The following is a 19526-nucleotide window of genomic DNA, read 5'->3' as shown; positions in this document are numbered from 1 at the left end:
CTGCTCAGACCACGTCCACGTAGTCCTCGCGCCCGGCACTCACCAGATGGGTCCTGTTCGGGTACAGGAGCACCGCGACCCAGGTGCCGTCCTTCGACGCCGTGGAGCCCTTGCTGAACGTGCCGTCGGAGCGGGTGGTGGCGTTGCCCATGTCGTACCAGCTGGAGGAGCCCTTGGGGCGGAAGAGGATCTTCACCTTCTGGCCGCCGTAGGCCTTCCAGGCGCCGGAGCTGTAGTACTGCAGCTTGCCCTTGTAGGTGAGGGTGCGGCCCTTGCGCACCGGCTCGGGCGAGGCGTTGCCGCCGGTGATCCGGGTCGGGGTGCGCTTGGCGTACACGACCTTGCCGTACGACTCCTGCCAGTTGCGGCTGCCCTTGAAGTGTGCCCGGTAGTAGCCCTTGTAGGGCGCGTCGAAGGTGCCCTTGAACGGTGCGCCGGACTCGGGGTCGGCGCTGCCCGGGGTGACGGTCTTCATCGTCTTCCAGCCGGTCTTCCCGTCGGCCGAGTACTGCAGCTCGACCTTGTTGTCCGCGTATCCGGGGACGCTGGAGCCGGTGTGCAGCACGCCCTTGGCGGTCAGCTCGGAGTACTTGTTCAAAGTCGCGGTGAAGTCGGTGAGGGACGTCTTCGTCGCGACGTACACCCTGACCCTCTGCAGCTCACTGAACTTCAGGAACGTCCCGCTGCGCACCTGCACCTCGACCGTGCCGGACTTCGGCAGCGTCAGCTGTCCGGTGAAGCGGCCGTCGGCGCCCGTGACGGGCCGCGAGGCCACGCCGCCGAACTCGTCGGACCAGATCTCGTCCACCGTGGCTCCGGCCAGCGGCTTCCACGCCCCGCCGACGTACACCTCGGCGGTGCCGGAGACGGTCGCCGCCTGCCCGGCCTTGACGTCCAGTTCGGAGTCGTCCAGGGTCACGCGCGTGTCCGACTGCACGGCCCTGACCTCGACGCTCTCGTTGGCCCTGGACTGGTACCAGGGCTCGTCCAGCCGCAGCCAGGCGTTGACGGTGGCGCTGGACGGGTCGGTCACGGCGTAGACGGCGGTGAAACGGCCGTCGGTGCCGGTCGTGGTGGTCGTGTCGTCCCCATCGGAGATCTCCAGGTCCACCTCCGCGCCCGCCGCGGGCGTCGTCTCGCCGGTGCGCGGGTCGGTGACCGTGAAGCCGCCGGTGACGGTGACGTCCTGGTGCTCGTAGTCCGGGTTCTGCGGCGTGGCCTGCAGATCCGTCAGGTGTGCCTCGAGCTCGTACTGGTAGGCGCCCTGGGCCGAGGTGGTGTCCCCGTCCGCGTCGGTCAGGTCGACGACGACGCGGTAGGTGCCGAGGTCGGCCAGGCGCAGCGGGGTGGTGGTCCGCCACGTGTTCGAAAAGCCGGTGCTGGAGTCCGGAGTGAAGTCGCTGACCTCGGCGACCTCCGGGGCGTCGGAGGCGGAGCCCGGCGCGTACAGGTGGGCGGTGATCGAGGTGATGGCGGTGTCGGACGAGGCGGACACCCACACCAGGCCCTCGCCCGGATGGTCGCCACCGCCGACGCCGTACAGCACCGGTGCCACCGCAGCATGCGCGGCCGGCGCCGGGCCGAGCAGCAGGCCGGCAGCGACGGAGGCGCAGGCGAGCGCCAGGGATCTCTTTCGCACGTGTAGTCCCCCCACGAGACCGGATACGCAGATCGTTGAAGAGCGAAGCGCATCGTACGCTGCGGCAACCATGTTTGAACAGGTTCAAAAACAACGGTTTCGCAGGGGGAAGGGGTGGTGGGGCTCAGTCCTCCAGGAACGCCGTCAGCGCGTTGGCCAGCAGGAACGGGTCGTCGGCGCCGCACAGTTCGCGCACGCTGTGCATCGACAGGATCGCCACGCCGATGTCGACGGTCCGGATGCCGTGCCGGGCCGCGGTGATCGGGCCGATCGTGGTGCCACAGGGCATCGAGTTGTTGGAGACGAAGGTCTGCAGCGGCACGCCCGCCTTCTCGCAGGCCCCGGCGAACACCGCCCGGCCCGAACCGTCCGTGGCGTAGCGGTTGTTGACGTTGACCTTGAGGATCGGGCCGCCGTTGACCCGCGGGTGGTGCGTCGGGTCGTGCCGCTCCGCGTAGTTGGGGTGCACGGCGTGGCCCGTGTCGGAGGACAGACAGACCGTGCCGGCGAAGGAGCGGGCCCGGTCCTCGTACGAGCCGCCGCGCGCGAACACCGAGCGCTCCAGCACGGTGCCGAGCAGCGGGCCGTCCGCGCCGGTGTCCGACTGCGAGCCGTTCTCCTCGTGGTCGAAGGCGGCCAGCACGGGGATGTGGGTGAGCGGGGCGCCCGAGGTCGCGGCGGAGGCCAGGGCGGCCGCGCCCGCGTGCACCGACAGCAGGTTGTCCATCCGGGGACCGGCGACCAGCTCGCGGTCCCGGCCGAGGTAGGCGGGCGGCTCCACCGAGTGCGTCATCAGGTCCCAGCCGGCCACCGAGCCCGCCGTGAGACCCGCCTCCACCTCCAGGAAGGCGATCAGCTCGCCGTCGCGCAGGTCGTCGCCGAGCCCCCACACCGGCTGCAGATGGCGCTGCTTGTCGAGCTTGAGGCCCTCCGAGGACACCGAACGGTCCAGGTGGATGGCGAGTTGGGGCACCCGCAGCAGCGGCCGGTCCACATTGACCAGGACCGTGCTGCCGTCGCGCAGGGTCAGCCGCCCCGCCAGGCCCAGGTCCCGGTCGAGCCACGAGTTCAGCAGCGGGCCGCCGTAGATCTCCACCGCGACCTGCCGCCAGCCGTGCGCCCCGGCGTCCGGCTGCGGCTTGACCCTGAGGTTGGGCGAGTCGGTGTGCGCGCCGATGATCCGGAACGGCGTGTGCGGCTGGGCGCCCTCGGGGACGTACCAGGCGACGATCGCCCCGCCGCGCAGCACGTACCTGCCGCCGCTCGAACCGTCCCAGGCGTCCGTCTCGGCGACCTGCCTGAAGCCCGCCTTCTCCAGCCGCTCGGCGGTGTTCGCCACGGCGTGGTACGGCGACGGGCTCGTCGCCAGGAAGGACATCAGGTCGTCGGTGTGGCCGCGGTCGAAGCGGGCTGGTGCGCTCATGGGCTTACCTTAACGACGTGCGTGGGCCCGCCCCCGGTACGGGAGCGGGCCCACGCAGGCGATCAGTGGGTGCGGAGCGGGTCCTTCGGCAGGTTAGAAGGCGGCCTCGTCCAGCTCCATCAGGTCCAGGTCGACCTTCTCCGAGATCTTGCGGGCCAGGGTGACACCCGGCAGGACGTTGGCCGCGAAGAACTTCGCCGCCGCGATCTTGCCGGTGTAGAACGCCTTGTCCTTGGAGGAGGCCGTCTGCAGCTTCTCGGCGGCGATCGCGGCGCCCTTGAGCAGCAGGTAGCCGACGATCACGTCACCGGAGGCCAGCAGCAGGCGGGTGGTGTTCAGGCCCACCTTGTAGATGTTCTTGACGTCCTGCTCGGTGGCCGCGAGGTCGGTCAGCATCAGGCCGACGATCGCCTCCAGCTCCACGGCCGCCTTCGCGAGGTGCTCGCGGGCGCCCGCCAGCTCCTCGCCGCCGGTGCCGAGCGCCAGGAACTTCTTGATGTCCTCGGCGAGGGAGTTCAGGGCCGCGCCCTGGTTGCGGACGATCTTCCGGAAGAAGAAGTCCTGGCCCTGGATCGCCGTGGTGCCCTCGTACAGGGTGTCGATCTTGGCGTCGCGGATGTACTGCTCGATCGGGTACTCCTGCAGGAAGCCGGAGCCGCCGAAGGTCTGCAGCGACTGGGCGAGCTGCTCGTAGCCCTTCTCGGAGCCGTAGCCCTTCACGATCGGCAGGAGCAGGTCGTTGAGCGCGTGCTCGGCCTTCGCGTCCTCGCCGGTCGCCTCCTTGACCGCGATCGTGTCCTGGACCGAGGCGGTGTAGAGGACGAGGGCGCGCATGCCCTCGGCGTACGCCTTCTGCGTGATCAGCGAGCGGCGCACGTCCGGGTGGTGCGTGATGGTGACCTTGGGCGCGGCCTTGTCCATGAACTGCGCGAGGTCGGGACCCTGGACGCGCTCCTTGGCGTACTCCAGCGCGTTCAGGTAGCCCGTCGACAGCGTGGAGATCGCCTTCGTGCCGACCATCATGCGGGCGAACTCGATGATGCGGAACATCTGGCGGATGCCGTCGTGCTTGTCGCCGATCAGCCAGCCCTTGGCGGGGTGGCGGTCGCCGAAGGTCATCTCGCAGGTGTTGGAGGCCTTCAGGCCCATCTTGTGCTCGACGTTGGTGGCGTAGACGCCGTTGCGCTCGCCCAGCTCGCCGGTCTCGAAGTCGAAGAGGTACTTCGGGACGAGGAAGAGGGACAGGCCCTTGGTGCCCGGGCCGGCACCCTCGGGACGCGCCAGCACGTAGTGGAGGATGTTCTCCTCCATGTCGTGCTCACCGGAGGTGATGAAGCGCTTCACACCCTCGATGTGCCAGGAGCCGTCCTCCTGCTGGACCGCCTTGGTACGGCCGGCGCCGACGTCCGAACCCGCGTCGGGCTCGGTGAGCACCATGGTGGAGCCCCAGGTCCGGTCGACCGCGATCTGCGCCCACTTCTTCTGCTCCTCGGTGCCCTCCTCGAAGAGGATGCGGGCGAAGGCCGGGCCGGAGGAGTACATCCACACGGCCGGGTTCGAGCCGAGGATCAGCTCCGCGTAGGCCCAGATCAGGGACGGGGGGGCCGTCGTGCCGCCGATCTCCTCGGGCAGGCCCAGGCGCCAGTACTCGGAGTCCATGAAGGCCTTGTAGCTCTTCTTGAAGGACGCCGGGACCGGCGCGGTGTTCGTCTCGGGGTCGAAGACGGGCGGGTTGCGGTCGGCGTCCGCGAAGGACTCGGCCAGCTCGTTCTCGGAGAGGCGGGTCAGCTCCTCGAGGACGCTCTTGGCGGTCTCGGTGTCCATCTCCTCGAAGGGACCGGTGCCGTACAGCTTGTCGCGGCCGAGTACTTCGAAGAGGTTGAACTCGATGTCGCGGAGATTGGACTTGTAGTGCCCCATGGTGACGGCTCCGTATAGGACTCGGCGAGGCACTGACTCCTCGCATCGTTCACGTACCAACAAGTAGCTACGATGATGCTACCCGTCGGTAATAAGAAGCAACCCCGAACCGGTCATCTGTGACTCAGTACGCTTTGGTCCATGTACGGCTACGACCAGAACCTGGGTGCCCAGCAGGGGTACTCCCAGCCGCAGCAGCAGATGCCGGGCGGTGTCGGCGGCTATGGCCAGCAGCCGCCGCTGTACCCCGAGCCGTCCCCGCCCTCGCTCGCGGACGCGGTGCGCGCGTTCACCACCGGGCAGATGTCCGCGGAGGACTTCCAGCAGGTCTTCGCCACGTCGAAGGTCTACTGCCCGCGCGGTGACACCCCCGGCTTCCTGGCCCTGCACAACACCCAGCAGCCGGTGATCCCGATGTTCACCTCGCTCAAGGAGCTGCGCCGGTACGCGGGCAAGGAGTCCAAGTACTTCGTGATCACCGGCGCCGAGGTGATCGACCTGCTGCCGACCGGGTACGGCTTCGTCCTGGACATGGAGGGCGAACACCGGATGGTGTTCGACGCCAAGGCGGTGGAGCAGATGGTCGACTTCGCGATGCGGCGCATGTACGGCTGACCGCCGGTCCGGCGCAAACGTACGCCCTCGTTTGTCACAGACATGCCATAGGGTGCCCTCAGGCAGCCGCGCCCCGTGTGCAACCGCTCTTGCGCGGTCGCGTCCGGGTGTCGCGCGGCGCTCTCGTCTCCCGGTGCTCCCGGGGTCTTTCGTGGGGGTTCATCACTGTGCGCATGCGCAGCACTTCGGCCGCGACGGTGCTCGCGGTCCTCTTCGGCTCGGTGGCGCTGACCGCCGTGTCGGCCGGGCCGGCGTCGGCCGTGACGACCACGGTCGGCTCGCCCGCCGGCATCGTCGTGAACGACACGCTCAAGCGGGTCTTCGTCGGCGACGACACGAACGACCGGATCGTCGCCTTCGACTACCACGGCAACCGCGTCGACTCGGTGAGCGGCATCGACGGGATCTTCGACGTGGCGCTCTCCGACGACGGCAGCACCCTGTACGCCGCGGCGCGGGTCAGCCACGAGATCGTGGCGCTCGACGCGGCCACCCTCGACGTCAAGGCCCGCTACCCCGTGGCCGCCGGCGTGGGTCCGCTGCACGTCGAATTCTCCGGTGGCAGGGTCTGGTTCACCTACGGTGAATCCGGCGACCGGACGACGAGCGGCCTGGGCTCGGTCGACCCGGCCGTGGACCCGGCCGGCGGGTCCGACCCGGTGACGCTCGGACAGCTTCCGCTGGAGAACCACGGAGTCTCGACTCCCGCTTACCTGGACACGGACCCGTCCGAGCCCGGGCTGCTGGCCGTGGGCGCGACCGACTTCTACGACACGACCAAGGATCTGATGGCCGTCGTCGACGTCTCCGGGGCGGCACCCCGGCTGGTCGCCTCGCACGGCGGCGGCTACTCGCTGAACCACGTCAACGACATCGACCTGGTACCGGGCACCTCGCAGGTCCTGGTCGACGGCACGGACCGGCACGCCTACGCGGACGGTACGTTCACCCGGGCCGGCGCCTACCCGGCCGGGCAGCGCGCGGACATCGCGCCGAACGGCCTGGTCGCTCAGGTCGGCGACCACCAGGTCGCGGTCTACGCGCCCGGCGCCGCCAAGCCGATCCGGACCTACGCCGCCGACACGGCCGACCTCGCCTGGGCCCCCGACTCCTCCCGGATCTTCGCGCTCGTGTCGTCGGCCGGCGGTTACACGTTCAAGGCGCTCACCGATCCGGCGCGGAGCGTGCCGGCGCTCTCGGTGAACGCCCCGGCGACGGCCACGCGCGCCAAGCAGCTCACCGTGACGGGCAGGATCACGGCGACGGTCCCGTTCTCCACCGGCACCGAGCTGACCGTCACCCGTACCGACCTGGAGAGCCCGAGCGGCAAGACCCTGCCCTCGGTCACCGTGCAGGCGGACGGCAGCTACTCCTTCGGTGACACCCCGCCGGCCGGCGGCAAGGTCACCTACAGGGTCGCCTACGCAGGCGACGCCGGTCACCTGCCGGCCGCTGCCGCCGACAGCGTCGACGTCTCCCGCGCCTCCACGGCACTGCGCCTGAACAACAACGGCAAGCTGTACAACTACGGCACCGACGTCAAGTTCACCGCGCACCTCGGCGCGACGTACAAGAACCGTTCGGTCTCGATCTACGCGGACCCCTTCGGCAGTGACAAGGGGAAGAAGCTGATCAAGACCGGCAAGGTCGACTCCGACGGCGACATCGGCGCGTGGGTGGACATGACCCGCGACACGACCGTCACCGCGGTCTTCTCGGGCGACTCCCGCTACAAGCCGAGGACGGTGACGTCCACGGCGTACGCCCGGGTCAAGATCTCCACCGCCGTCTCCAGGCACTACAGGACGGCCAGGATCGGTTCGACGTCGTACTACTGGTTCCACAAGAACACCGACCCCCTGCTCACCACGACGATGAGCTACTACCCGGGCCGTAAGCAGCGCTTCGATCTCCAGGTCTACTACCAGGGCTCGTGGCACTCGGCGGACTCGCAGTACTTCCCGCTCGGTACGAACGGGAAGTCGGCCGTCCAGCTCGGGGCACCCGGCGAGTCGGGCATCCGGGCCCGGATGCGCTCGGTGTACGTCAACGGCTCGTCCGGCGATTCCGTGAACTCCACGACGTACGGCTCGTGGAAGTACCTGTACTTCAGCAACTGACACAGCCGACCCACGCACCCGGGTGCCTGTGCGACATCGACGGCCCGGAGGGAATGCCCTCCGGGCTTTCGCTGTTGTGGGTGGCAGAAAGTTCAACGCTCAACTAAAGTGGGCGCACAAGGAGGTACCGACATGCCTGCAGTGACCGTCGAGAACCCGCTGACGCTGCCCCGCGTGAGCGCGCCGGCCGACGCCGTGGCACGCCCCGTGCTGGCCATCACGACCGCGCCGAGCGGTTTCGAGGGCGAGGGTTTCCCGGTGCGCCGGGCGTTCGCCGGGATCAACTACCGCCACCTCGACCCGTTCATCATGATGGACCAGATGGGCGAGGTGGAGTACGCGCCGGGCGAGCCCAAGGGGACCCCGTGGCACCCCCACCGCGGCTTCGAAACCGTCACCTACATCATCGACGGGGTCTTCGACCACCAGGACTCCAACGGCGGTGGCGGCACGATCACCAACGGTGACACGCAGTGGATGACCGCGGGCTCGGGCCTCCTGCACATCGAGGCCCCGCCGGAGTCGCTGGTCATGTCCGGCGGTCTCTTCCACGGCCTGCAGCTGTGGGTGAACCTCCCGGCCAAGGACAAGATGATGGCCCCGCGCTACCAGGACATCCGCGGCGGCAACGTCCAGCTGCTGGCGTCCCCCGACGGCGGCGCGCTGCTGCGCGTCATCGCGGGCGAGCTGGACGGCCACCAGGGCCCCGGCATCACCCACACACCGATCACGATGATCCACGCGACCCTCGCCCCGGGCGCCGAGATCACCCTGCCCTGGCGCGAGGACTTCAACGGCCTCGCGTACGTCCTCGCGGGCCGTGGCTCGGTCGGCACCGACCGCCGCCCGATCCACCTGGGCCAGACCGCGGTGTTCGGCACCGGCTCCTCGTTGACCGTCCGCGCCGACGAGAAGCAGGACTCGCACACGCCGGACCTCGAGGTCGTCCTCCTCGGCGGCCGGCCGATCCGTGAGCCCATGGCTCACTACGGCCCGTTCGTCATGAACACCAAGGACGAGCTGATGCAGGCCTTCGAGGACTTCCAGAAGGGCCGCCTGGGCACGATCCCGGCCGTCCACGGCATGTCGGAGACCGGCCCGCAGGGCTGACCCGGCCCGACTCCGGAACGTCGCCAGGCCCGCTCCCCCGGCGGGCCGGGCGACGGCCGTCGTAGCCGACCTGGTCGGGGCCGGTGCGCTCGCCGGGCGGCAGCAGGCCCTCGCGCGAGTGGAACTTGATCGTCGGGACCGGAACGCCCGTGCGTCGAGCCGGCTCCGCGATACGCATTCCCCGAGGACGCCGAGCCGGGCCGCACGGTCGGCCTCACCCGCCCGGAGTCCCGCGGCAGGACAGCCGTGGCCCCCCATGATCCGCTGGAAGCGTGTCGTTGCTGCCCGAGCCCGTTCGCCGGCTCGCCGCCTGGTGTGTCGCGCTGCTGCTCGTCGCCGGCGTCGGGTGGGTCGCGGTGCGGCTGTGCGGGGAGTTCAGGACCGCGGTCATCCCGGTGCTGCTCGCCCTGCTCGGGACCGCCCTGCTCGGGCCCCTGCACCGCAGACTCGTGGCCGTGGGGGTCCAGCGGTCGCTCGCGGCCGGGGTGACCTGTGTGGCCGTCGTGGCCGTCGTCGGTGGCGCCGTCTACATCGTCGTCGCCGCGCTCATCGACACCGGCGACCAGATCATCGCCTCCCTCCGGGATGCCGCCAGGTCCGTGGCGCAGCACTTCGGAGCCGCGGGGACCGGGCTCGACGACCTCGCCGCCAACTCGCGCAAGCTGCTCAGCAAGTTCGGGGGGACGGCGGCCTCCAACGTCATCAGCGGGGTCAGCGTCGTCGGCGAGAGCCTCGCCATGGCCGTTCTCGCGCTGCTGCTCGTCTTCTTCTTCCTGCGCGACTCCCACCGCGTCGTCGACAACCTGCGGGCCTTCGCGCCCGGGGACACCGCCGACACCCTGGAGGCCATGGCGCGGCGCGCCTACGAGGCCGTCGAGGGGTTCATGCGCGGTACCACCGTGATCGCCCTCATCGACGCGACCCTCATCGGCATCGGCCTGCTGATCCTGCGCGTGCCCGGCGCGGTCGGCCTCGCCGCGCTCGTCTTCGTCACCGCCTACATCCCCTACCTGGGAGCCTTCCTCTCCGGTGCGATCTCCGTGCTGGTCGCCCTCGCCGACCGCGGCTTCGTGATCGCGCTGTGGGCACTCGGGGTCGTGGTCGCGGTGCAGGTGCTGGAGGGGCATGTGCTCCAGCCGGTGATCCAGAGCCGGACCGTGCAGATGCATCCCGCGGTGGTGATGCTGGCGATCACCGCCGGCGCGTCCGTCGCGGGCATCCTCGGCATGCTCCTCGCGGTGCCCCTGACCGCCGCCGCCTTCGCCGTCGTCCACGAACTGCGCACGCGTTACGGCGCCCCCGCGCCGTTGGACTCGTAGAAGGGCAGGAGGGCTTCGAACGGCTGCGTACGACCCGTACGATCCGCCCCTGCTCGTCCATGATCCGGATGCGAGCGGGGCGGCCGCGCCACTGCGCCGCGAGCGCATGCAGCCGCGCCGCCTCCGTGTCCACGGTGACCAGCGCATTGCCCCACTTCGGGAAGATCTTCTGAAGAGGTGCCACTGTAGGAAGAATCGATGGGTGCGCGCCGCTGTTGGATGTGTCGCCGAGGCCCTGGAGCCGATGCCCGGCCCGTGGGGGAAATGGTGGGGAGCCGATCTTGGCCTGGCCGGTACCCTTGATGGGTCCGGGCCCCGTGTCCGGCTCCCGCCGGAGCGGCAGCTCCGGCACTCATCACCCCACCACGAAGGACGATGAACGACGATGCATCGGTACAGGTCCCACACCTGCGGCCAGCTCCGCGCCTCTGACGTCGGCACCGACGTCCGGCTGAGTGGCTGGCTGCACAATCGGCGCGACCTGGGCGGCATCCTCTTCATCGATCTGCGCGACCACTACGGCATCACGCAGCTGGTGGCCCGTCCCGGCACGCCCGCCTACGAGGCCCTGGACAAGATCTCCAAGGAGTCCTCGGTCCGCATCGACGGCCAGGTTGTTTCACGTGGAACCGAGAACGTGAACCCCGACCTGCCCACCGGTGAGATCGAGGTCGAGGTCGGCGAGGTCGAGCTGCTCGGCGCGGCCGCCCCGCTGCCCTTCACGATCAACGCCGAGGACGGGGTCAACGAGGAGCGGCGCCTGGAGTACCGCTTCCTGGACCTGCGCCGCGAGCGCATGCACCGCAACATCATGCTGCGTACGGCCGTGATCTCCGCGATGCGGCACAAGATGGCGGCGATGGGCTTCAACGAGATGGCGACGCCGATCCTGTCCGCCACCTCCCCCGAGGGCGCCCGCGACTACGTGGTCCCCTCCCGTGTGCACCCGGGCAAGTTCTACGCGCTGCCGCAGGCCCCGCAGCAGTTCAAGCAGCTGCTGATGATCTCCGGCTTCGACCGCTACTTCCAGATCGCGCCCTGCTTCCGCGACGAGGACGCCCGCGCCGACCGCTCGCCGGGCGAGTTCTACCAGCTCGACATCGAGATGTCCTTCGTCGAGCAGGAGGACATCTTCCAGCCGGTCGAGAAGCTGATGACGGAACTCTTCGAGGAGTTCGGGGGCGGCCGTCACGTCACCTCCCCCTTCCCGCGCATCCCGTTCCGCGAGGCGATGCTGAAGTACGGCTCCGACAAGCCGGACCTGCGCGCCAAGCTGGAGCTGGTGGACATCACCGACGTCTTCGAGGGCTCGGAGTTCAAGGCGTTCGCCGGCAAGCACGTGCGTGCGCTGCCGGTGCCGGACGTCTCCGCCCAGCCCCGCAAGTTCTTCGACCAGCTCGGTGAGTACGCGGTCGAGCAGGGCGCCAAGGGTCTGGCCTGGGTGCGCGTGGCCGAGGACGGCTCGCTGTCCGGCCCGATCGCGAAGTTCCTGACCGAGGGCAACGTCGCGGAGCTGACCAAGCGTCTGTCGCTGGCCCCCGGCCACGCGGTCTTCTTCGGCGCGGGCGAGTTCGACGAGGTCTCCAAGATCATGGGCGCGGTCCGCGTCGAGGCGGCCCGTCGCGCCGGCCACTTCGAGGAGGGCGTCTTCCGCTTCTGCTGGATCGTCGACTTCCCGATGTACGAGAAGGACGAGGAGACCGGCGGGATCGACTTCTCCCACAACCCCTTCTCGATGCCGCAGGGCGGCCTGGAGGCCCTGGAGACCCAGGACCCGCTGGACATCCTCGGCTGGCAGTACGACATCGTGTGCAACGGCGTCGAGCTGTCCTCCGGTGCGATCCGGAACCACGAGCCGGAGATCATGCTCAAGGCCTTCGAGATCGCGGGCTACGACCGGGACACCGTCGAGGAGAAGTTCGCGGGCATGCTCCGCGCCTTCCGCTTCGGCGCCCCGCCGCACGGTGGCATCGCCCCGGGCGTGGACCGCATCGTCATGCTCCTCGCCGACGAGCCCAACATCCGCGAGACGATCGCCTTCCCGCTCAACGGCAACGCCCAGGACCTGATGATGGGCGCCCCGACCGAGCTGGACGAGACCCGCCTGCGGGAGCTGCACCTGAACATCCGCAAGCCGCAGCCGAAGTAAGGCACAAGCGGGGCGGAAAGGGCTCGAGACCGGCATCGGTTTCGAGCCCTTTCCCATGCGCACCTCGATTCACAGCTCTTTCCGATGTTCCCGTGCGGTCCCCGGCTTCTACGGTCCTGGCCATGACGGAGACTCAGGAAGCCCAGGAAAAAGGACAGTTGAGGCGCCGTACGGTGCTGGCGGCCGGCGGCGTGGCCGTGACGGCGGTGGGGGTCGGCGGCGCCTTCGCCGTCAGCGCCTCCGCGCAGGAGGAGGCCACGGAGGACACGTGCTACACGCTGACCTCCGAGCTGGTCGAGGGCCCCTACTACATCGACGCCGACAAGATCCGGCAGGACGTCACCGAGGACGAGGAGGGCATCCCCCTCGCGCTCACGCTCAAGGTGATCGACGCGGAGACCTGCAAGCCGTTGCGGGACGCGGCGGTCGACATCTGGCACTGCAACGCCCTGGGCGTCTACTCCGGGTACGAGGCGATGGGCAGCGGCGGCGGGGGCGGCGGCCCGGCGCCCTCGGGCACCCCGACTCAGACCCCCACGGGCACCCCGACCGGTGCACCGCCCTCCGGCGGACCGGGCGGCGGGGGCGGCGGCCACCAGGAGCCCACCGACGACGAGCGCTACCTGCGCGGCACCTGGCGCACGGACAAGCACGGCCACGTCACCTTCCGGACGGTCTTCCCCGGCTGGTACCAGGGCCGCTGCGTGCACATACACGTCAAGGTGCACGTCGACGGGACGTGGACCGACGCCGGCTACGAGGGCGGCCACACCTGCCACACCGGCCAGCTGTTCTTCGCCGAGAAGGCGGTGCTGCTGACGGAGGACGTGGAGCCGTACTCCACCAACACCACGACCCGCACCACCCTCGACGAGGACACGATCTACCCGGGCAACGGCCACGCGGGCGGCCTGCTGTATCTGAAGTACGACAAGAAGCACATCGCGCGGGGCGTGCGCGCCCATCTCACCCTGGGCGTGGCGCCGGACGAGACGAACGACGGCAGCTGACGCCCACGTCAGTCGGCACCGCCCTGCTCATCCTCCAGGTCGCTCTCCACGCCGCTCTCCGTGTCGGGTGAGGCGCCGTCCTCCAGCAGCCGCTCGGCGATGTCGTCGGACCAGTGCTGGGCCCAGGCGCGCAGGGCGGTGACCTGTGGTTCGGTCAGCCCGTAACGGACGAAGTCCGCATCCGCGTACCAGTCCGTGCCGGTGAGGCGGGACTGGAGGGTGGGCAGGTCGAAGGGGTCGTGGGCGTGCCGGCGGCCCAGCTCCTCCAGGTCGGGGAGGGAGAAGCGGGTCGCCGCCGCCTGCGCGTCGATCAGGTCGACGGCCGCGCCCCGGTCGTACAGGGCACGGATCTTCGTACCGACGGCGTCCTCCAAGGAGAGGGCCGGGCCGTATTCGGTCAGCGCAGCGGGCTGCCAGAAGACCTCCTTGTGCAGCACGAGCACGCACGGCTCACCGGTCGGCGGGTCCGTGACGGTCAGCTGCGCGGTGAGCGCGGTGACGGCCCCGGCCCGCACCGGCCGCGCCCGCGCCTCCAGCGCCGCACCGACGGCACCGGCGATCCGGTCCATGGCCTCGGCGCTCTCGGTGGCGAAGTCGAGGTTGGCATGCGGCCGCTCCAGCAGCCCGTGCGCCTGAAGGGCGTAACCGCCGGCGAGCACGAGAACGTAGGGGCTGCCGGCGGAGACGACGTCCGAGAGGAGCCGGCGGTGGGGTTCGGGAATGTTCACGGGAAGATTTTTCTGGCTTCCTGTCACACACGTGCGACGACGCGGGTCAGAGGGGTGTCCGTCACTCAGTGATCGCTCGTTGGGAGCCTCTCATGCGTACCGCCCACATCGTCGTCACCCTGCTCGCCGCGCTGATGGCCGGGTTCTCCGGGACCGTGCTGCTCCTGCGGGCGCAGTGGATCGTGCAGGCGCTCACCGACTACCGGGTGCCGCGGGGGTGGTGGACCCTGCTGGGGGTGGCCAAGGCCGCCGGCGCCGTGGGGCTGGTGGTGGGGTTGTTCGTGCCGTTCGTCGGAGTGCCGGCGGGGATCGGGCTGGTGGTGTACTTCCTCGGCGCCGCCGTGACCGTGGCCCGGGCCCGGTGGTACTCGCACGTTCCGTTTCCGCTCGTCTACGCCGCGCCCGTGGTCGGAGCGCTCGTGCTCGGATACCTGGCCTAGCCGGAAGGACATGTGTACGGCGCGGCAACTTTCCCGGGAGCGGCGGCCACTGAGGGGTCGTAAGGCATCTTCAGCAGACCCTAAGGACTCCTCCGTGGCAGCTCCCTCCCACCGCCGGTCCCTCCGCAGGCGGCGCACCCTCGCCGTGTCCGCCGCCGTCGTGGCCGCGGGTGTCGGCGCCGGTGTGTTCGTGATGAACGCGAACGCCACCGCCGCCGACCTCTACCACCAGACGCTGCCCGCCAAGGACGGCTGGGCCGCCTCCGGCACGGGGACCACCGGCGGCGCGAAGGCCGACTCCGCGCACACCTTCACCGTCTCCACCAGGGCGCAGCTCGTGAAGGCGCTGGGGTCGGCCTCCGACACCACGCCCCGGATCATCAAGATCAAGGGCACCGTCGACGCCAACACCGACGACAGCGGCAAGAAGCTGTCCTGCGCCGACTACGCGGCCGGGACCGGCTACTCGCTCTCCGCCTACCTGAAGGCGTACGACCCCTCCACCTACGGCCGCTCGAAGCTGCCCTCCGGTACGCAGGAGAAGGCCCGCACCGCCGCCCAGGCCAAGCAGGCGAAGAACATCGTCTTCAAGGTGCCCGCCAACACCAGCATCGTGGGCGTGCCGGGGACGAACGCCGGGATCACCGGCGGCAGCCTCCAGGTGAAGGACGTCGACAACGTCATCGTCCGCAATCTCGCCTTCTCCGCCACCGAGGACTGCTTCCCGCAGTGGGACCCGACCGACGGGGACGACGGCAACTGGAACTCCGCCTACGACGCCGTGACCCTGCGGGGGGCGAGCCATGTGTGGGCGGACCACAACACGTTCACCGACGCGCCCCACCTCGACAGCGCCAACCCCAAGTACTACGGCCGCGAGTACCAGATCCACGACGGCGCCCTCGACATCACCAAGGGCTCGGACCTGGTCACCGTCGAGCGCAACCGGTTCGTCGACCACGACAAGACGATGCTGATCGGCAGCAGCGACACGGACAGCACCGGCAAGCTGCGCGTCTCCATCCACCACAACGTGTGGAAGGGCATCGTGCAGCGGGCGCCGCTCGCCCGCATCGGCCAGATCCACGTGTACAACAACGTGTACGACACGACGACCCTCGACGGGTACGCCCCGCTGTACAGCATCAACTCCCGTGCCAAGGCCCAGGTCGTCGCCGAGGACAACTACTGGAAGGTGCCGAGCGGCGGCAAGGTCTCCAAGCTGCTGAGCGGCGACGGCACCGGGTCCATCGCGGGCAGCGGCAACCTCGTCAACGGCACCGCCACCGACCTCGTCGCCGCGTACAACGCCGCCTCGTCCAAGAAGATCAGGACGACGGTGAACTGGACGCCGACCCTGACGGCCGGGCTCGAGACGTCGGCGAAGAACCTGCTCACGGAGCTGGCCACGACGACCGGCGCGGGCGTGCTCTCCTAGCCGCCGCCCGGACGGCCGAGGGGCCCGGGAACCGTGCGGTTCCCGGGCCCCTCGGTCACGACCGCCTTACGCGTCCTGGCCGCCGAAGCGCTCCTTGTAGGTCTCCAGGTCCTCGTCCGTCAGCTTGGCGAACAGGACCGGCGGGACCGTGAAGGGGGTGCCGGCCGGGACGGAGGTGAGGGACTTCGCCGCCTCCGGAGTGGCCCAGGCCGCGGTGTCGTCCGCCAGGGAGAACGCCTCCCGCATGGTCTTCGCCGTCGCCGGGATGAAGGGCTCGGAGACCACCGAGTAGAGGTGGATGAGGTTCATCGCCGTGCGCAGGGTGAGGGCCGCGCCGTCCTTGTCGGTCTTGATCTCCAGCCAGGGGGCCTTCTCCTCCAGGTAGGAGTTGCCGGCCGACCACAGGGCGCGCAGCGCGGCGGCCGCCTTGCGGAACTGGAGGGCCTCCATGTGCTCCTCGTACTCCGCGAGCAGACGCGCGATCTCCTCGCCGAGCCGCGTCTCCGCCTCACCCGGCTCGCCGCCCGCGGGGACGTCGTCGCCGAAGCGCTTGCGGGAGAAGGACAGGACGCGGTTGACGAAGTTGCCGAGGGTGTCGGCCAGGTCCTTGTTCACCGTGGCCGTGAAGTGCTCCCAGGTGAAGGACGAGTCGTCGGACTCGGGCGCGTTGGCGATCAGGAAGTAGCGCCAGTAGTCGGCGGGGAGGATCTCCAGGGCCTGGTCGGTGAAGACGCCCCGCTTCTGCGAGGTGGAGAACTTGCCGCCGTAGTACGTCAGCCAGTTGAAGGCCTTGACGAAGTCGACCTTCTTCCAGGGCTCGCGCACGCCCAGCTCGGTGGCCGGGAACATCACCGTGTGGAACGGGACGTTGTCCTTGGCCATGAACTGCGTGTAGCGGACGTCGGTGTCGACGTCGTACCACCAGGACTTCCAGTCCCGGTTCTCCGGGTCCTGGTCCGCCCACTCCTTGGTCGCGCCCAGGTACTCGATCGGGGCGTCGAACCAGACGTAGAAGACCTTGCCCTCGGCCGCCAGCTCCGGCCAGGTGTCCGCCGGGACCGGGACGCCCCAGTCCAGGTCGCGGGTGATCGCGCGGTCGTGCAGGCCCTCGGTCAGCCACTTGTGGGCGATGGAGGAGGCCAGCTGCGGCCAGTCCTTGTCGTGCCGGGCGACCCACTCGCGGACCTCGCTCTCCAGCTTGGACTGGAGGAGGAAGAGGTGCTTGGTCTCGCGGACCTCCAGGTCCGTGGAGCCCGAGATCGCCGAGCGGGGGTTGATCAGGTCCGTCGGGTCGAGGACCCGGGTGCAGTTCTCGCACTGGTCGCCGCGGGCCTTGTCGTAGCCGCAGTGGGGGCAGGTGCCCTCGACGTAGCGGTCCGGGAGGAAGCGGCCGTCGGTGGGCGAGTACACCTGGCGGATCGCGCGCTCTTCGATGAAGCCGTTCTCGTTCAGCTTGCGGGCGAAGTGCTGCGTGATGTCGCGGTTCTCGGCGCTGGAGCTGCGGCCGAAGTAGTCGAAGGCCAGCGCGAAGCCGTCGTAGACCGCCTTCTGCGCGTCGTGCGCCTGGGCGCAGAACTCGTCGACCGGGAGGCCCTGCTCCTTGGCGGCCAGCTCGGCGGGGGTGCCGTGCTCGTCGGTCGCGCAGATGTACAGGACGTCGTGGCCGCGCTGGCGGAGGTACCGGGAGTACACGTCCGCCGGGAGCATGGACCCCACCATGTTGCCCAGGTGCTTGATCCCGTTGATGTACGGAAGGGCGCTGGTGATGAGGTGTCGAGCCATCGCGGGCTGCTCCCAGGTCGCTACGTGTACGAACCGAACCTTGAAATCGTAGCCGACGTGTGTATGCCGCCCGCTTCCCGTTTTACGGGGTGAGAAGCGGGCGGCATGGGGGTGCAGAGAGTTATGGGCTGTTACGACCGGTTACGACCAGTTATGGGCGGTGCCGGGTGGGGCTGGCTACGGGCGCCAGTTCGCCAGTACGCCCTCGTACAGCTCCGTGTCCGTCAGCTCGCGCGGGGTCGGGCCCGCGTGGAAGAAGGACGTGTTGTCGGTCTTCAGTTTGCGGAGGTAGTCGAAGGCCTTGTTGTCGTGCTCGCCGAAGGCGACGAAGGAGAAGAACACGGAGGGGTGGTTCTTCGCGGCCTCGGTGAGGGACTGGGTGGCAGGGGTCTTCGCGTCGGGGGCGCCGTCCGTCTGGAAGATCACCAGGGCGGGAGTGGTGTCCGCGGTCTTCTCGTGGTGGGTGAGTACGGCTTCCACGGCGGCGTGGTAGCTCGTACGGCCCATGCGGCCGAGGGCGGCGTGGACGTCGTCGATCTTGGTCTCGTGGTCCGGGGTGAGGGTGAGGTCTGTGGTGCCGTCGACCTCCGTGGAGAAGAAGACGACGTGGACCGTGGCCTCGGGGTCGAGGTGGGCGGCGAGGGCGAGGGTCTGGTCGGCGAGGGCCTGGGCGGAGCCGTCCTTGTAGTACGGGCGCATGCTCGCGGAGCGGTCGAGTACGAGGTAGAGCTTCGCTCGGGTGCCGGTGAGGTCCGTCTTCTTGAGGGTGGTGGTGGCTGCCTTGTAGGCGGTGGTGAGGGAGGGGGTGCTGGACTTGACCCGGGTGAGGGGGGTTGCGGGGGTGAGCTTGGCCGGTTCCGCCTCGGCCTCCGGCTGGGCCTGCGGTTCCGCCTCGGCCTCCGGCTGGGCCTGCGGTTCCGCCTCGGCCTCCGGCTGGGCCTGCGGTTCCGCCTCGGCTTCGCCTTCGGCGGTCTCGTTCCCACCCGCACCACCCGTGCGGGTCTCGTTGTCGGGTGCGGGTGGCCCCTGCGGGGCGTCCTCGCCGTCGGCGGCCTGCGGGTCGTCGTTCGCGGCCTTCGCCCCGGCTTCGCCTTCGGCGGCCGGCGGATCCGGCACCACGACGTGCTCGGGCTCGGCCACCGTCTCCACCACAGGCTCGACCTCGGCGACGGTCTCCACCACCGGCTCGGGCTCCGGATCCGGAGCGGCCTCTGCCACCGGCTCGGCCTCGGCGACGGGCTCCGTCACCGGCTCAGGCTCGGCCTCGGCCGCCGGCTCCAGCTCCGCAACCGGCTTTGCCTCGGCGACGGGCTCCGTCACCGGTTCAGGCTCGGCCACCGGCTCGGCCTCGGTCTCGGCCGTCGGCTCGGGCTCCGTAACCGGCTCGGCCTCGGCGACGGGCTCCGTCACCGGCTCAGGCTCGGCCACCGGCTCGGCCTCGGCCACCGGCTCGGCCTCGGCGACGGGCTCCGTCACCGGCTCGGCCTCGGCTACCGGCTCGGCCTCGACCGCTGCCACCGGCTCTGCCTCGTTGGCAGGCCCCGTCACCGGCTCTGCCGGCTTGGGGACCGCTACGTTGTCGAAGGCCGCCGATACCAGTTCGTGCTCGTCCGGCGAGGCGGAGCGGGGCTCGGGGATCTCGGGGGTCGGGGTGGGGGTCGGCTCGGTTGCCGGGGAGGGGATCGGTGCCGGCTCCTGGTGCTGCTCCTGCGAAGGAACCTGTTCCGCACCCTCTGCTTCGGCGGCACGCGCTTTGCGTGACCGGCCGAACGCGTTCCGCAGGAGAGTGAGAATGCCCATGTGCGCAACCCTTCGCGTGAGTTGATGCCCGTC

General features: G+C 69.7%; 15 protein-coding genes. 8 read left to right on the top strand and 7 right to left on the bottom strand.

From position 1 onward, the window contains the following. Nucleotides 1-4: 4 nt before the first annotated feature. The 3 genes from ACIF83_RS38905 to ACIF83_RS38895 form a co-directional block, all read right to left on the bottom strand. Nucleotides 5-1639 carry a hypothetical protein gene (locus ACIF83_RS38905; RefSeq protein WP_399734388.1) on the bottom strand — a complete coding sequence of 545 codons (1635 nt, stop codon included), beginning with the start codon at nucleotides 1637-1639 and terminating at the stop codon, nucleotides 5-7. A gap of 124 nt (nucleotides 1640-1763) precedes the next feature. Then, nucleotides 1764-3062, bottom strand: a complete 1299-nt coding sequence (locus ACIF83_RS38900; protein ID WP_399734385.1) for a M18 family aminopeptidase — start codon at nucleotides 3060-3062, stop codon at nucleotides 1764-1766. 93 nt (nucleotides 3063-3155) lie between these two features. Next, nucleotides 3156-4982 (bottom strand): acyl-CoA dehydrogenase, encoded by a 1827-nt coding sequence (locus tag ACIF83_RS38895; RefSeq protein WP_393475119.1) that lies wholly within the window; start codon nucleotides 4980-4982, stop codon nucleotides 3156-3158. A gap of 141 nt (nucleotides 4983-5123) precedes the next feature. On the opposite strand from ACIF83_RS38895, the gene ACIF83_RS38890 reads away from it, so the two are divergent. From ACIF83_RS38890 to ACIF83_RS38880, 3 genes are all read left to right on the top strand, one after another. Further along, nucleotides 5124-5597, top strand: a complete 474-nt coding sequence (locus ACIF83_RS38890; RefSeq protein ID WP_393475121.1) for an SseB family protein — start codon at nucleotides 5124-5126, stop codon at nucleotides 5595-5597. A gap of 173 nt (nucleotides 5598-5770) precedes the next feature. Beyond that, on the top strand, nucleotides 5771-7717 hold the full coding sequence (locus ACIF83_RS38885; RefSeq protein ID WP_399734381.1) for a YncE family protein: 1947 nt from the start codon (nucleotides 5771-5773) through the stop codon (nucleotides 7715-7717). Between the two features lie 132 nt (nucleotides 7718-7849). Beyond that, on the top strand, nucleotides 7850-8827 hold the full coding sequence (locus ACIF83_RS38880) for a pirin family protein (RefSeq protein WP_399734378.1): 978 nt from the start codon (nucleotides 7850-7852) through the stop codon (nucleotides 8825-8827). Here the strand turns inward: ACIF83_RS38880 and ACIF83_RS38875 are convergent. Next, nucleotides 8718-9005, bottom strand: a complete 288-nt coding sequence (locus ACIF83_RS38875) for a MerR family transcriptional regulator (protein WP_399734375.1) — start codon at nucleotides 9003-9005, stop codon at nucleotides 8718-8720. The genes ACIF83_RS38880 and ACIF83_RS38875 overlap by 110 nt on opposite strands. Before the next feature lie 94 nt (nucleotides 9006-9099). On the opposite strand from ACIF83_RS38875, the gene ACIF83_RS38870 reads away from it, so the two are divergent. The 3 genes from ACIF83_RS38870 (at nucleotide 9100) to ACIF83_RS38860 (ending at nucleotide 13305) form a co-directional block, all read left to right on the top strand. Further along, nucleotides 9100-10146 carry an AI-2E family transporter gene (locus tag ACIF83_RS38870; protein WP_399734372.1) on the top strand — a complete coding sequence of 349 codons (1047 nt, stop codon included), beginning with the start codon at nucleotides 9100-9102 and terminating at the stop codon, nucleotides 10144-10146. 385 nt (nucleotides 10147-10531) lie between these two features. Next, on the top strand, nucleotides 10532-12295 hold the full coding sequence (gene aspS / locus ACIF83_RS38865; protein ID WP_393475134.1) for an aspartate--tRNA ligase: 1764 nt from the start codon (nucleotides 10532-10534) through the stop codon (nucleotides 12293-12295). Between the two features lie 122 nt (nucleotides 12296-12417). Further along, nucleotides 12418-13305 carry an intradiol ring-cleavage dioxygenase gene (locus ACIF83_RS38860; RefSeq protein ID WP_399734369.1) on the top strand — a complete coding sequence of 296 codons (888 nt, stop codon included), beginning with the start codon at nucleotides 12418-12420 and terminating at the stop codon, nucleotides 13303-13305. Nucleotides 13306-13313: 8 nt separating this feature from the next. Here ACIF83_RS38860 and ACIF83_RS38855 read toward each other — a convergent pair whose 3' ends face one another. After that, a complete protein-coding gene (locus ACIF83_RS38855; RefSeq protein ID WP_393475140.1) occupies nucleotides 13314-14033 on the bottom strand; it encodes a hypothetical protein in 720 nt (239 codons plus the stop codon). A gap of 92 nt (nucleotides 14034-14125) precedes the next feature. Here ACIF83_RS38855 and ACIF83_RS38850 point away from each other — a divergent pair, with 92 nt between their 5' ends. Then, the gene (locus ACIF83_RS38850; RefSeq protein ID WP_393475143.1) at nucleotides 14126-14473 is read left to right on the top strand and encodes a DoxX family protein; all 348 of its coding nucleotides are present in this window, start codon (nucleotides 14126-14128) and stop codon (nucleotides 14471-14473) included. A 94-nt stretch (nucleotides 14474-14567) separates the two neighbouring features. Next, complete coding sequence (locus ACIF83_RS38845; protein ID WP_399734366.1) at nucleotides 14568-15911, top strand: polysaccharide lyase family 1 protein; 1344 nt, start codon at nucleotides 14568-14570, stop codon at nucleotides 15909-15911. A 66-nt stretch (nucleotides 15912-15977) separates the two neighbouring features. On the opposite strand, the gene metG is transcribed toward ACIF83_RS38845, so the two are convergent. Then, on the bottom strand, nucleotides 15978-17693 hold the full coding sequence (gene metG, locus ACIF83_RS38840; protein WP_399734363.1) for a methionine--tRNA ligase: 1716 nt from the start codon (nucleotides 17691-17693) through the stop codon (nucleotides 15978-15980). Between the two features lie 177 nt (nucleotides 17694-17870). Then, the gene (locus ACIF83_RS38835; RefSeq protein WP_399734360.1) at nucleotides 17871-19493 is read right to left on the bottom strand and encodes a VWA domain-containing protein; all 1623 of its coding nucleotides are present in this window, start codon (nucleotides 19491-19493) and stop codon (nucleotides 17871-17873) included. Nucleotides 19494-19526 lie beyond the last annotated feature (33 nt).

This window comes from Streptomyces sp. NPDC085866 (genome assembly GCF_044541035.1).
Taxonomy (GTDB): domain Bacteria; phylum Actinomycetota; class Actinomycetes; order Streptomycetales; family Streptomycetaceae; genus Streptomyces.
Note: the sequence above shows the minus strand (reverse complement) of the source record. Positions and strands in the feature narration are given on the sequence as shown.

Excerpts from the sequence above, each read along its gene's own strand:
- ACIF83_RS38900 (WP_399734385.1), bottom strand. The coding sequence starts at position 3,062 with ATGAGCGCACCAGCCCGCTTCGACCGCGGCCACACCGACGACCTGATG.
- ACIF83_RS38895 (WP_393475119.1), bottom strand. The coding sequence starts at position 4,982 with ATGGGGCACTACAAGTCCAATCTCCGCGACATCGAGTTCAACCTCTTC.
- ACIF83_RS38890 (WP_393475121.1), top strand. The coding sequence starts at position 5,124 with ATGTACGGCTACGACCAGAACCTGGGTGCCCAGCAGGGGTACTCCCAG.
- ACIF83_RS38885 (WP_399734381.1), top strand. The coding sequence starts at position 5,771 with ATGCGCAGCACTTCGGCCGCGACGGTGCTCGCGGTCCTCTTCGGCTCG.
- ACIF83_RS38880 (WP_399734378.1), top strand. The coding sequence starts at position 7,850 with ATGCCTGCAGTGACCGTCGAGAACCCGCTGACGCTGCCCCGCGTGAGC.
- ACIF83_RS38875 (WP_399734375.1), bottom strand. The coding sequence starts at position 9,005 with ATGCGTATCGCGGAGCCGGCTCGACGCACGGGCGTTCCGGTCCCGACG.
- aspS (WP_393475134.1), top strand. The coding sequence starts at position 10,532 with ATGCATCGGTACAGGTCCCACACCTGCGGCCAGCTCCGCGCCTCTGAC.
- ACIF83_RS38860 (WP_399734369.1), top strand. The coding sequence starts at position 12,418 with ATGACGGAGACTCAGGAAGCCCAGGAAAAAGGACAGTTGAGGCGCCGT.
- ACIF83_RS38850 (WP_393475143.1), top strand. The coding sequence starts at position 14,126 with ATGCGTACCGCCCACATCGTCGTCACCCTGCTCGCCGCGCTGATGGCC.
- metG (WP_399734363.1), bottom strand. The coding sequence starts at position 17,693 with ATGGCTCGACACCTCATCACCAGCGCCCTTCCGTACATCAACGGGATC.
- ACIF83_RS38835 (WP_399734360.1), bottom strand. The coding sequence starts at position 19,493 with ATGGGCATTCTCACTCTCCTGCGGAACGCGTTCGGCCGGTCACGCAAA.